The following is a 12,780-nucleotide window of genomic DNA, read 5'->3' as shown; positions in this document are numbered from 1 at the left end:
AGGCGGGGGTGCGTCGCTTTTGCCGGGCCGGTGCGCCCACGGTCGGTTTGCCGGACGTCGACGCGTCAGCCAGCCGTACTCGGTGACGGAAGGACGGTCTTTGTCGATCATCGAGCTGGGCGAGGTCCGCGACGAGCCGACGACGGTGCCTCCGGTCCGTCGGCCGCGCGCCGCCGGCCGCCCGCTGCGCAGCGCGGCGGTGCTGCTGCTCGCCCTGGTGGTGCTGGCCGGCGCGACACCGCTGCCGGAACGGGCGGTGAGCGTGGTGCCGGCAGCGCGGGGCGCCTCGGTGTACCTCGCCGCGGACGGCGTCTTCGTGGTCGACCCGTCGACACCCAACGAGGACCGGTTCCTGACCGCGTACGCCCAGCCGTCGCGTGGCGCCGGTGTGCGGCGGCGGTGGCAGGCGCCGCTGGCCCGCGACGGTGACTACCTCGACGTCCGGGTCGAGCGGGGACTGGTGCTGGCGACGGGGGTCAACGCCGCGAACGGGGTGTTCCAGACCACCGCCTTCGACGCCGAGACGGGCCAGCAGCGCTGGCAGCACCCGGGGGCTCCCCAACCGAGTGCCGACGGCGGCCTGCTGCTGACAGACGTCCGAGAGGAAGGGCCGGTCGCGATGATCCGGGTCGAGCCCGACACCGGCCGGATGCTCTGGACGGTGGCACTCCCACCGCCCGCCAACGCCTCCTACCACGTGACCGACGGCCTGATAGATCGGTTCGTGCTCGTCCAGCCGACGGGCGAGGTGCAGGTGTACGACGCCGGCACCGGCCGGATGCTGCGCAGCGTCGACACGCTGCCGGGCGAGCGATCGGCGTTCCAGCGGGTGCAGGTCGTCGACGACCTCCTACTGCTCGCCCCGCCCGGCAGTACCCGACTGGTGAGCTATGGGCTGGCCGGGTTGGAGCCGCGATGGACGGCCGAGGTGCCGCTGGTGTCCTATGTGGTCGGCTGTGGCGGCCTGCTCTGCGTGGTGCAGCAGACCGGCGGCCTCCAGGTCCTCGATCCCGCCACCGGTGCGGGGCGCTGGTCGGACGTGAGTGGGGAACTGCTGGCCGACGTCCGGCACGGCCGGCTTCTGATGGTGGGGCCCGAGGAGCGGTACGCGGTGCGGGATGCGGCGACCGGGCAGGTGCGGGCCGAACTTGGCCAGTGGAACCTGATCCCGACGCTCCGGTCCGCCGACCCGCTGGTCGGGGTGCGGCTGGGGGACGACGGCCGGCTCGTCGTCGCCGAGCTGGACCTGGTGGCCGGCCGGGCACGGATCATCGACGTGCTGCCGGGCGTCGCCGGCAGCTGCCAGGCGTCCCTGCCGACCCTGCTCTGCCGGCGTATCGACGGCTCAACCGCGCTGTGGCGGTTGCCGCGGTGACCGGCCCGCTGATCGACCTTGGCGAGCTGCGGCACGGGCCGGAGCCGGACCCGCTGCCCCGCCCACCCCGCGCCAACGGCCGCCAACTGCGCTGCGCGCTGGTCCTGCTGCTCGTGCTCGCCACCCTCGCCGCAGCCGCCGGCCCGCCGCCCCCGCGGGTCGTGGTGACGCTGCCGGCCCGGCCCGGGGCTGACGTCATGGTCGACGGTGATCTCTTCCTGGTCGTCGAGCCGACCAACATCTCGACGAGGCAGGGGCGACTGGCCGCGTACCGGCTGCCCGGCGGCGAGCCGGTATGGCAGGCGCCGCTGTCGGCGGAGGCCCAGTACTGGGGAGTGACTCTGCTGGCCGGGATGCTGCTGGCCACCGGGTACGAGATCGGCCCGGAGCGTCGGGAGACGCTCACCGTCGCGCTGGACCGGGCGACCGGGGCGTACCGGTGGCAGCAGCCGGGTAGCGCCTACAAGCTGGCCGACGGCAACGTGCTGCTGCGTACCGGCGGCGAGACCGAGCCGTCCAGTCTGCGCGCGGTAGACCCCTGCTGCGGCACCGTGCGCTGGCAGCTGCCCGCCACCGTCGCCGAGGTCAGCATTCGAGACACCGGGCACGGGGTGGACCGGGTGGTGCTCAACCAGGTGGACGGGCCTGTCGAGGTCCGCGACGCGACCACCGGCGGGCTGCTGGTCCGCGCCGACCTGCGCCCGCCCGACGGTGGTCCGATCGGACTGGACCTGACGACAGACCTGTTGCTGGCCATCGACAGAGGCGCGGGCACGGTCACCGCGTACGGGCTGGACCAGCTCGACCGACGCTGGGCCCGCGCCGGCGTCATCGTGGACTTCGCGCTGGACTGTGGCCCCGTCCTGTGTATGCGCGCCGGTCAGAACGAACTGCAGGCGGTCGACGCCGCGACCGGCGAGCTTCGCTGGCGCAACACCCGGTGGGGGTGGGCCTGGCCGTACGACGGTCGGCTGATCGTCAACGTGTTGGGCAGCGCGGACGGGCCGGAGCACTTCGTCGTGCTCGATCCCCTGACCGGCCGGGAGCTGGCCGACCTGGGCCGGTGGGACCTGTACCAACTCAGTGCCGGCGGCCGGCTGGTCGGCACCCGTCGGCATCCCGACGGAGGGGTCCTTGTCGGCGAGGTGGACGTCCGCGCCGGGAAGGTGCGCGTCCTGGACGTGCTGCCCGAGGCCACCGGCGACTGTCAGGCGATCACCGGCCACCTGGTGTGCGGTGCCCCCCCGGCCGGCGCGTACCGGATCTGGAAGTTGCCCGACTGACTACCAGTTCGCCTGGGCGGGCGGCGGCGGCAGCGGCACCGACGGGGGCCGCAGCACGTACGCCACGCCGCCGCTGCCACGCTGCCAGACCGCCTCGAACCGCTGCCGGGGCACGGTACGGCGGACCGTGTCGTCGTCCGGGGCGTACGGGTCGTTGAGCACCGGGTCGCCATCGGTGGTGAAGCCGACCAGCACCATCAGGTGGCCCCCGGTGTCATAGGCGAGCCCGGGCACCTCGTCGGCCCGGAACGCGGCGGAGACGATCAGGGGGATGCCGGCGGCGATGAACGCCTCCGCCTCGGCCAGTGACCGCAGCCTCGTGACAAAGGCGTCCACCCCGTGCAGGCCGGCGTACGCGGTGTTGAACGGCCAGTTGCCGGCCCCGGCGTACGCGTGGTCGTAGCAGTGCCGGGCGGCGTGCACCACCACCGGACGCGGTCCGGACGGCTCCACCCAGGCGTAGCGCTCCGGCGCCGGCTCGGCACCCCAGTAGGCGAGCACCATCGAGGTGCAGGTGGGGCTGCACCAGGAGTCACCGCCGCCACCCCACTGCGGGTACTGGCCGGCGTGCAGCCGCTGCGCGTAGCGGGGCACGTCCAGCACCCGCCCACGGGCAGCGGCCTCGTCCGCGTCGTACCCCGGTTCGTCGGTCGGATCGGTCGAACCAGTCGGGCCGGTCGGAGCGGGGCCGGTGGCGACCGCGCCGATGCTGCGCAGCTCCGGGCCGGTCGGGCTGCCGATCGGCCGGCACAAGGTCACCCGCGCCTGCCAACCGGTGACCGTCGCCCCGGTCACGATCAGGGTGTCGGTGTCGACCCGGGCATCGTCGTCGCGCTGCCCGGGCACCGAGGTGCGTCGCACCGCGCGGTCGTCGGCCGCCCAGCGGGCCAGCCGGTACCAGTCGGTGCTGGGCGCGTCGCCGTGCCAGCCGCGCAGTTCGACCTCGATCCAGCAGCCGTCCGGGGTGTCGGCGGTCCAGGACGGCACCACCTCGGCGACCGTAAAGCCGACCCGCACCGGCGGAGACGTCCAGCTGCCGCGCTGGTCGGCGCCGTCGAGGGCCAGCCCTCGATGGGTGGCCAGCAGACCGTCACCGCTGCCGGCCGTCAGGTCGTCCGGCAGGTGGAAACCCCGGTAGGCGATGTCCCGCCGGGTGGATGGTGCCGCGATGGTCATGCCAGGTCCGCCCGTCGCTCGGTGCCGCCGGACAGCATCGCGTACGCCGCGATGGTCCGCAACGCCGACCGGCGCGGGCGGCGAGGGACGATGGTTGCCAGCCGGCACTAGGTTGGCGGTGGTCAGCAGCGAGGAGGCCGGGATGCGGGTACTGGTGGTGGAGGACGAGCGCAACCTCGCCGACGCGATCGCGCGCGGGTTGCGCAAGCGGGGGATGGCCGTCGACGTGGCGTACGACGGCGACGCCGGCCACGAGGCGGCGTTCGTCACCCGGTACGACGTGGTGGTGCTGGACCGCGACCTGCCGGGCGTGCACGGAGACCAGATCTGCGCGGACCTGGCCGCCTCCGGTGCGCTGACCCGGGTGCTGATGCTCACCGCGAGCGGCACGGTGGCCGACCGGGTGGAGGGGCTGCAGCTCGGCGCGGACGACTACCTGCCCAAACCGTTCGCCTTCGACGAGCTGGTCGCCCGGGTGCAGGCACTGGGCCGGCGGGCCACCCCGGCCGCGCCACCAGTGCTCGAACTGGCCGACCTGGTGCTCGACCCGGCCCGCCGGGTGGCCACCCGCGCCGGCCTGCCGCTCGACCTCACCAACAAGGAGTTCGGGGTGCTCAGCGAGCTGCTCAAGGCGCGCGGCGCGGTGGTCTCCAGCGAGGAGCTGCTGGAACGGGTCTGGGACGCCAACACCGACCCGTTCACCACCATCGTCCGGGTCACCGTGATGACGTTGCGCAAGAAGCTCGGTGACCCGCCGCTGATCGAGACGGTGGTCGGCGCGGGCTACCGCACCTCGGAGGTAGGGGTGTGAGCCCGAGGAGTGAGCCGGGTTCGCGAGCCCCGCAGTCGCGAACCGAGGTCGTACTGTGAGCCGCCGGATGCGGCCCACCCTGCGGTTGCGGTTGACCCTGCTCAACGGGGTGCTGCTGATCGGCGCGGGGGCGATCCTCGTGCTGCTGGCGTGGCTGCTGGTCCGTGACGCGCTGCGACCCACCGACGAGTTGCTGCCCGGCACGACCGTGGTGCTCGCCGACGGTCGGTCGCTGGACGCCGCGCAGTGGCAGCGGCAACTGGTCGACGCCGCGTCCGGGGAGCTGCTGGCCAAGGGTCTGGTGGCGCTCCTGGCGATCAGCGTGGTCGGGGTGGCCGGCGCGTACGCGGTGGCCGGTCGGGCGCTGCGCCCCCTGCACCAGGTCACCGCGACCGCGCAGCGGCTCGGCGAGGCGACCCTGGACCAGCGGATCGGTTACTCGGGCGCCGACGACGAGGTGGCCGAGCTGGCCAAGACGTTCGACGCCATGTTGGACCGGATCGCGTCCGCGTTCGAGGCGCAGAAGCGCTTCGTGGCGAACGCCTCGCACGAGCTGCGTACCCCGCTCGCTGTGATGCGGACCGAGATCGACGTGACGCTCAGCGACGACGACGCGGACGCCGGGGAGTACCGCCGGATGGCGACCGTGGTCCGCGACGCCTCGGAACGGGCCAACGGCCTGGTGGACGCGCTGCTGGTGCTGGCTCGCAGCGAGGCGCAGGCCGGGCGGCGGCTGGGCCGACGCACCGAGTGTGACCTTGCCACCGGCACCGTCAACGCGTTGTCGGCGATGCGCCGCGAGGTGGAACGGATCGGCGTGCGGGTGCAGACGTCGCTGGAGTCCGCGCCCGTCGTCGGCGATCCGGGGCTGCTCGACCGGCTGGCCGGCAACCTCATCGAGAACGCGGTCCGCTACAACCACCTGCACGGCCGGCTCTGGGTGCGTACGGGCACCGACGGCGAACGATCCTGGCTGGTGGTGGGCAACACCGGTTTCGAGGTGGACCAGACCGACGTGCCAGGGCTGTTCGAGCCGTTCCAGCGCGGCGGCCGCGAACGCACCGGAGCCCGCGGCTCCGGCCTGGGGCTGTCCATCGTCCGGGCGGTCTGCAACGCGCACGGCGGCACCGTACGGGTGATCGCGCAGTCCGGTGGTGGCCTGGAGGTGACCGTCACCCTGCCGTCGGCGGACGCTCCGGCGGTGAACGGCACGGTGCCCACCCCGGGCTGAACAGGGTTGCGTGCGGTGCTCGACCGGTGGCAAGATCCGGCAGTCAGCTCGAGATCGAAGGGGGGTGCGTCGATGTCCACCAACACTGACTCCGCGCCCCGGGTCTGCGTCGGCTGACCCCGGAGGCGGAGCGTCCCATCCAGCACCACGGAGGGAACACCCGTGTATCCACGGATCCGCAACATCAGTTTCGACTGTCACGACACGTACGCCCTGGCCGGCTTCTGGTCGGCGGTGCTCGGGTACGCCCGGCACTCCGAGGACGCCCCGGGTGACCCGGAGGCGGCCCTGCTGCCGCCGGACGACGCCACCCCGAACCTGTTCTTCCAAGCGGTGCCGGAAGACAAGGTGACCAAGAACAGGCTCCACATCTGCCTGGAACCCGTTGACCGGACCAGGGACGAGGAGATCGAGCGGGTGCTCGGCCTCGGAGCCAGCATGGTTGCCGACCGACGGCACGCAGACGGCACGGGCTGGGCGGTGCTCGCCGACCCGGAGGGGAACGAGTTCTGCGTGGTCCGCAGCGCCGGGGAGCGTGTCACCACCACCACTGTGGAGGAACAGCTGTGAGTTCGACGATCCACAACATCAGCATCGACTGCCACGACACGTACGCGCTGGCCGGCTTCTGGTCGCAGGTCTTCGACTGCCCTCGGCAGCCCGACGACTTCCCCGGTGACCCGGAGGCGATGCTCCTGCCGCCGGGTGGCCCGGAGGTGCTCTTCATCGCCGTGCCGGAGGGCAAGGCGGTGAAGAACCGGCTGCACCTGGATGTGCAACCCGCCGACCGAACCCGGGCCGAGGAGGTCGAGCGACTGCTCGGCATCGGTGCGGTGCACGTCGCCGATCACGTCGGCCCGACCGGCGGGGGTTGGGTGGTGCTCGCCGACCCGGAGGGCAACGAGTTCTGCGTGCTCGGCAACGCGGCCGAGCGTGCGGCGGCAGCGGCGGCGCGGGCCGCGGCGGGAGTTGGCGAACCGGCCTGACCGTCCGCGTACGGCACGGGGCCCCGGCCACCTTCGGGTGGCCGGGGCCTCGGTCGGTACGACTCAGGAGCGCTGCTCGACCTGGCCCCGGATCGTGGTGAACTCGGCCTTCGCCTGCTCGGCGGACTTGAAGTACATCACCACCATGCCCAGGCTGCCCCGGTCGGCCCAGGCACAGATGCCCAGAGGCACGCTCGCGGCCGTGCCGTTGCCGCAGCGTGCCTCACCGCCGAGCGGGCCGCCTTCGACCGCCGCCATGTTGGTCACCGCCAGATCGGTGGAGATCTCGTTGATGGCGTCGTCGAGTTCCTTCTTCGGGTCCCCCAGCAGGCCGGACACGCCGGCGATCATGATGAGGTCCCGCTTGGTCGGGTCGCCGTAGAAAGCGCCGACCGTGCTGGTCTCGTTCTGTACCTTCGACTTCATCCCGGTGACCAGGTCGGTGGCGGCCTTCTGCAGCTGCGGATCGGTGTTCTTCGGCCGGCCGGCGAGGGTGGCCGGCGCGACCACCCGGGTCTTGGTGGCGTCGACGACGTCGCCCACATCGTCCTTCACGGCGAACCAGGTGATCGCCACGCCGCCGAGGCAGAGCACCAGCACCACGGACAGCACGATCAGCACGATCTTGCCGACATTCGACTTCTTCGCGGGTGGCGGGCCAGCGTGCATGCTCGGGTCGCCGTACGGCTGACCCTGCTGCGCGGGCGGGAATCCCTGCTGCGCGGGCGGGAATCCCTGCTGCTGCGGCGGCCCCCAGGCCCCGGCCTGCTGCGGCTGGCCCGGCTGCTGCGGCGGGGTAGGGGAGTCGTGCGGCGGGCCGTAGGGATTGGCCGGTGGCTGGGACATTCAGTCAGCTCCAAGTTGGGTGTGCAGAACGCGTGATCCTAACCCGGTGAAGCTCCCGACATTGTCCCTGCGCACGTCCCCTTTCGACGGTCGGCCGATCATAAACGGTCGCGGTGGCCGGCCCGCCCACGAAGGACGGTCCGACCACCGCGACGGTGGTGCTGCGAATTCCTCAGGCGGGCAGGCTCGCCGCCCCGCGCGGCAGGAACCGCTTGCCGGTGACCCGCTCGCTGGTGCCGGTCCGGTCCAGGTACGGCGTGACGCCGCCCAGGTGGAACGGCCAACCAGCGCCGAGGATCATGCACAGGTCGATGTCCTGCGCCTCGGCGACCACACCCTCGTCCAGCATGAGCCGGATCTCCTGCGCCATCGCGTCGAGCGCGTTCTGCCGGACCTGCTCGGCCGTCAGCGGCTCGTCACCCACCACGAGCAGCTTGGCGACGTCGGCGTTGATCTGGTCGTCGACCACGATCGGCTGGCCCGAGTCGGCGATCCGCTTGAGGTTCTCGCTGACGCCGAACCGGTCCGGGTACGCCGCGTGCAGGGTGCCACCCACGTGGTACGCCACGGCCGGCCCGACCAGTTGGAGCAGGGCGAGCGGGCGCATCGGCAGACCCAGCGGGTCCAGTGCGCTGTTCGCCACGTCCAACGGGGTGCCCTGGTCGACAGCGGCGAAGACGGTGCCCAGGAAGCGGGTGAGCAGCCGGTTCACCACGAACGCCGGGGCGTCCTTGACCAGCACCGACGACTTCTTGAGCTGCTTGCTCACCGCGAACGCGGTCGCCAGCGTGACGTCGTCGGTGCGCTCACCGCGGACGATCTCCAGCAGCGGCAGCACCGCCACCGGGTTGAAGAAGTGGAAGCCGACCACCCGCTCCGGGTGCTCCATCTCCGCGGCCATCTCGGTGATCGAGAGCGAGCTGGTGTTGGTGGCGAGCACCGCCTCCGGAGAAACGATCTTCTCCAGCTCGGCCCAGACCTGCTTCTTGACGCCCAGGTCCTCGAAGACCGCCTCGATGACGAAGTCGGCGTCGGCGAAGGAACTCTTGTCGACCGTGCCGCTGACCAGGCCGTACAGCTTGGCGGCGGTGCCCTTGTCCATCCGGCCCTTGGTGACGGCCTTCTCGATCTGGGTGTGCACGTAGCCGACGCCCTTGTCCACCCGGGACTGGTCCAGGTCGGTCATCACGACCGGCACCTGGAGGCGACGCGCGAACAACAAGGCCAGCTGGCTGGCCATCAGGCCAGCGCCGACGATGCCGACCTTGGTGATCGTGCGGGCCAGGCCCTTGTCCGGTGCGCCGGCGGGGCGCTTGGCCCGCCGCTGCACCAGGTCGAAGGCGTACAGGCCGCTGCGCAGCTCCTCGGAGAAGACCAGGTCCGCGAGGGCCTCGTCCTCGGCGGCGGTGCCGGCGGCGAAGTCGCCGTCCTTCGCCGTCTCCAGCAGATCGAGGGCCCTGTACGCGGACGGGACCGCGCCGTGCAGCCGCTGGTCGAGGGTCTGCCGGGCGAAGTAGAGCACGCCCGCCCACATGTCCTTGTCGACCTCGGGCCGGGTCACGGTGACCTGGCCCCGCACCACGCCGGCTGCCCACTCCAGGGAACGCTCCAGGAAGTCGGCCGGCTCCAGCAGCACGTCCGCGATGCCCAGCTCGGCGGCCTGCTTCGGCTTGAGCATCTTGTTCTGCATCAGCGGGTTCTGGATGATCACCTGGGTGGCGGCGGGGATGCCGATCAGGTTCGGCAGCAGCTGCGTGCCGCCCCAGCCGGGGACCAGACCGAGGGAGACCTCGGGCAGGGCCAGCGCCGCCGCGCCGCCGGAGAGCGTCCGGTAGTGGCAGTGCAGCGCCAACTCCAGGCCGCCGCCCATCGCCGCGCCGTTGACGAACGCGAAGGTGGGGACGGTGCTGTCCTTGAGCCGGGCGAAGACCCGGTGGCCGAGCCGGCCGATCTCCAGCGCCTGCGCGCGGTCGGCGAGCTGCGGGAGCCCGACGATGTCCGCGCCCACGCAGAAGATGTACGGCTTGCCGGTGACGGCGATGAACGCCGGGTCGGCGGCCAGGGCGGCGGTGATCGCCTCGTCCAGGCTGGTCAGCCCACCCGGGCCGAAGGTGTTCGGCTTGGTGTGGTCGAAGCCGTTGTCCAGCGTGATCAGGGCGGCGGGTCGGTCCAGCCCCGGTACGTTCACCTGACGTAGCAGCGCCTTGGTGACGACCTCGTTCGGTGCGGCGAGCGCGCTCACTTGTTGCCACCCTCCGTCCAGTGCGGGTTCTCCCAGATCACGGTGCCGCCCATGCCGATGCCGATGCACATGGCGGTCACGCCGTAGCGGACCTCGGGGTGCTCGGCGAACTGGCGGGCCAGCTGGGTCATCAGCCGTACGCCGGAGGAGGCGAGCGGGTGACCGATGGCGATGGCGCCGCCCCACGGGTTGACGCGCGGGTCGTCGTCGGCGATGCCGAAGTGGTCGAGGAAGGCGAGCACCTGCACGGCGAAGGCCTCGTTCAGCTCGAACAGGCCGATGTCGTCGATGCTGAGCCCGGCGATGCGCAGGGCCTTCTCGGTCGACGGGATCGGGCCGACGCCCATCACCTCGGGCTCCACGCCGACGAAACCGAACGACACCAGCCGCATGGCGACCGGCAGGCCCAGCTCGCGGGCGACGTCCTCGGAAGCGAGCAGGCTCGCGGTGGCGCCGTCGTTCAGGCCGGCCGCGTTACCCGCGGTGACCTTGCCGTGCGGGCGGAACGGCGTCTTCAGGGTGCCGAGCTTCTCCAGGGAGGTGTCCCGGGGGGCCTCGTCGATGGTGGCCAGACCCCAGCCGCCCTCCGCGTCACGGATGGACATCGACACCAGGTCGTCCTGGAGCTTGCCGTTGGCGTAGGCCTTGGCGGTCTTCTGCTGCGAGGCCAGCGCGAACGCGTCGGTGCGCGCCTTGGTGATGTGCGGGACCAGATCGTGCAGGTTCTCCGCGGTGGAGCCCATGACCAGCGCGGACGGGTCGACCAGCTTCTCCGCGACGATGCGCGGGTTGGGGTCGACGCCCTCACCCATCGGGTGGCGGCCCATGTGCTCGACGCCGCCGGCGATGGCGATGTCGTACGCGCCCATGGCGATGCCGCTGGCCACCGTGGTCACCGCGGTCATCGCGCCGGCGCACATCCGGTCGATGGCGAAGCCGGGAACGGTTTTGGGTAGACCCGCCAGCAGGGCGGCGGTCCGCCCGATGGTGAGGCCCTGGTCGCCGATCTGCGTGGTGGCCGCGATGGCGACCTCCTCGACCCGCTCCGGTGGCAGCTGCGGGTTGCGTCGCAGCAGTTCACGGATGCAGCGGATCACCAGATCGTCGGCGCGGGTGTTGGCGTACATGCCACCCGCCTTGCCGAACGGGGTACGGACGCCGTCGACGAAAACGACATCCCGAACTTCACGGGGCACTTGAGCCTCCTTTTCGACCGTCATTCGGCCTTCGCGCCGGCAGGCGGCACTCCGAACCGAATGAGGTCGCCGACACGGGCACGTTCCATCGAATGCTACTCGTCAGTAACCAACCCCGCCCCACCCCCCGTTGTGGCCCACCCCACACCCGAGGTCCGACCCGGACCGCTCGGCCCGGGCCGGGTCAGGGGAGAGGAGGGGTGGCGGTTTCCGGGGTCAGGGCCGGGGTCAGGTGCGGGGTGAGGAGGGCGATCTGCCATTCGCGGGCGTTGAAGCCGCGCAGGGTCTCCGCCACGGTCTCCTCGGTGAGCTCCTCCGGCGGGGTCCAGGCCAGCCGGCGGACCGAATCTGGGGTGATCAGGTTTTCCGGCGGCAGGTTGTGCTCCCCGGCGATGCGGATCACCACCTCCCGGCTGCGGGCCAGTCGACCGGCCGCCACCGGGTCCCGTTCGGCCCACCGGTGCGGCGGTGGCGGGCCCTCCACAGCCGGCGAGACCGGCAGCGAATCCTCCGGCAGTTGCCGGGCATCGTCGAGAGCGGCGAGCCAGGTGCGGGCCAACCGACGGACCGACCGACCGCCGAAACCGGGCAGGGTCAGCAGGGTCTTCTCGTCCTTCGGGTCCAACTCGGCCGCAGCGATGATCGCCGAGTCGGGCAACACCCGACCGGGCGCGGCGTCCCGCCGGGCCGCGATCTGGTCCCGGGCGTACCACATCGAGCGGACGCGAGCCTGGGCCCGCGCCCCGCGCAGCCGGTGGATTCCGGAGGTACGCCGCCAGGGCTCCGCGCGGACCCGCGGCGGGCGTGCCCCGGTGCGGACCAGCGCCGCGAACTCCTCCGCGGCCCAGGCCGACTTGCCCTGCCGGGTCAGCTCGGCGTCGAGCGCGTCGCGCAGGTCGGTGAGCAACTCCACGTCGAGAGCGGCGTACGTCAGCCACGACTCGGGCAGCGGCCGGCTCGACCAGTCGGCCGCCGAGTGGTGCTTCTCCAGGGTGAACCCGAGCAACTGCTCGGTCAGCGCGGCCAGCCCGACCCGCTCGAACCCGGCCAGCCGAGCGGCCAGTTCCGTGTCGAACAACCGGCGCGGACGCAGCCCCACCTCCGCCAGGCAGGGCAGATCCTGGCTGGCCGCGTGGAGCACCCACTCGGCCTCGCCGATCACCGCGTCCAGCGCACTGAGATCAGGTAGTGGCAGCGGGTCGATCAGCGCTGTGCCCGCGCCGGCCCGGCGCAGTTGCACCAGGTACGCCCGCTGGCTGTAGCGGTATCCGGAGGCCCGCTCGGCGTCCAGGGCGACCGGGCCGGTGCCCGCCGCGAAGCGGGCCACGACCTCAGCAAGCTCGGCCGGAGCGGCCACCGGATCAGGGGTGCCGTCACGCGGGGCGATCAGCGGAACGGGCCCACCGTCGGCCGGGTCGGCCACCCCGCCCGCCGGCTGCGGCTGGGCCGACGGCGGGTGGTGGGGTGCGTTGCCCGGAAGTTCCTCGGTGGGCCGACGGCGCAGGGGTGGTTCGTCGGTCACCTGCCAACCCTAGTGCGCGCGGTGATCCGGCGGGTGCAGCCGGTCCGGCGTGTGTTGGTCAGGTGTCCGCAAGGTGTCCATTCGGATGCCGGACATTGGGGGAGACAAAGCC

The 12,780-nt window shown here is 72.2% G+C and carries 11 protein-coding genes; 6 read left to right on the top strand and 5 right to left on the bottom strand.

Annotated elements, in window-relative coordinates; all coding sequences use genetic code 11:
* Positions 1–100: 100 nt before the first annotated feature.
* Positions 101–1,375 (top strand): PQQ-binding-like beta-propeller repeat protein, encoded by a 1,275-nt coding sequence (locus ABZT18_RS01450; RefSeq protein ID WP_354993330.1) that lies wholly within the window; start codon positions 101–103, stop codon positions 1,373–1,375.
* Positions 1,372–2,658 (top strand): PQQ-binding-like beta-propeller repeat protein, encoded by a 1,287-nt coding sequence (locus tag ABZT18_RS01445; RefSeq protein WP_354993331.1) that lies wholly within the window; start codon positions 1,372–1,374, stop codon positions 2,656–2,658. The genes ABZT18_RS01450 and ABZT18_RS01445 overlap by 4 nt, the downstream gene beginning before the upstream one ends.
* Here the strand turns inward: ABZT18_RS01445 and ABZT18_RS01440 are convergent, their stop codons facing one another.
* The gene (locus ABZT18_RS01440; RefSeq protein WP_354993332.1) at positions 2,659–3,834 is read right to left on the bottom strand and encodes a peptidase C39 family protein; all 1,176 of its coding nucleotides are present in this window, start codon (positions 3,832–3,834) and stop codon (positions 2,659–2,661) included. It abuts the gene before it with no gap.
* Between the two features lie 142 nt (positions 3,835–3,976).
* Between ABZT18_RS01440 and ABZT18_RS01435 the strand changes: the two genes are divergently transcribed.
* From ABZT18_RS01435 to ABZT18_RS01420, 4 genes are all read left to right on the top strand, one after another.
* Entirely contained in the window at positions 3,977–4,645 is a 669-nt protein-coding gene (locus ABZT18_RS01435; protein WP_354993333.1) for a response regulator transcription factor, read from the top strand.
* A gap of 67 nt (positions 4,646–4,712) precedes the next feature.
* Entirely contained in the window at positions 4,713–5,876 is a 1,164-nt protein-coding gene (locus ABZT18_RS01430) for a HAMP domain-containing sensor histidine kinase (protein WP_354993600.1), read from the top strand.
* A 162-nt stretch (positions 5,877–6,038) separates the two neighbouring features.
* Positions 6,039–6,446: a VOC family protein gene (locus ABZT18_RS01425; protein WP_354993334.1), complete on the top strand. Its 408-nt coding sequence runs from the start codon at positions 6,039–6,041 to the stop codon at positions 6,444–6,446.
* Positions 6,443–6,862, top strand: coding sequence for a VOC family protein (locus ABZT18_RS01420; RefSeq protein ID WP_354993335.1), 420 nt, complete (start codon positions 6,443–6,445; stop codon positions 6,860–6,862). Before ABZT18_RS01425 ends, ABZT18_RS01420 begins: the two co-directional genes overlap by 4 nt.
* Before the next feature lie 63 nt (positions 6,863–6,925).
* Here ABZT18_RS01420 and ABZT18_RS01415 read toward each other — a convergent pair whose 3' ends face one another.
* From ABZT18_RS01415 to ABZT18_RS01400, 4 genes are all read right to left on the bottom strand, one after another.
* Positions 6,926–7,708 carry a hypothetical protein gene (locus ABZT18_RS01415; RefSeq protein WP_354993336.1) on the bottom strand — a complete coding sequence of 261 codons (783 nt, stop codon included), beginning with the start codon at positions 7,706–7,708 and terminating at the stop codon, positions 6,926–6,928.
* A 172-nt stretch (positions 7,709–7,880) separates the two neighbouring features.
* A complete protein-coding gene (locus ABZT18_RS01410) occupies positions 7,881–9,950 on the bottom strand; it encodes a 3-hydroxyacyl-CoA dehydrogenase NAD-binding domain-containing protein (protein ID WP_354993337.1) in 2,070 nt (689 codons plus the stop codon).
* The gene (locus ABZT18_RS01405) at positions 9,947–11,146 is read right to left on the bottom strand and encodes an acetyl-CoA C-acyltransferase (protein ID WP_354993338.1); all 1,200 of its coding nucleotides are present in this window, start codon (positions 11,144–11,146) and stop codon (positions 9,947–9,949) included. The genes ABZT18_RS01410 and ABZT18_RS01405 overlap by 4 nt, the downstream gene beginning before the upstream one ends.
* Before the next feature lie 184 nt (positions 11,147–11,330).
* Positions 11,331–12,668: a ribonuclease D gene (locus ABZT18_RS01400; RefSeq protein WP_354993339.1), complete on the bottom strand. Its 1,338-nt coding sequence runs from the start codon at positions 12,666–12,668 to the stop codon at positions 11,331–11,333.
* Positions 12,669–12,780: the final 112 nt, after the last annotated feature.

It is taken from the genome of Micromonospora sp. NPDC005291 (assembly GCF_040607415.1).
Lineage (GTDB): Bacteria > Actinomycetota > Actinomycetes > Mycobacteriales > Micromonosporaceae > Micromonospora.
The sequence above is the reverse complement of the archived record's forward strand: the minus strand, read 5'-3'. Positions and strand labels throughout refer to the sequence as shown.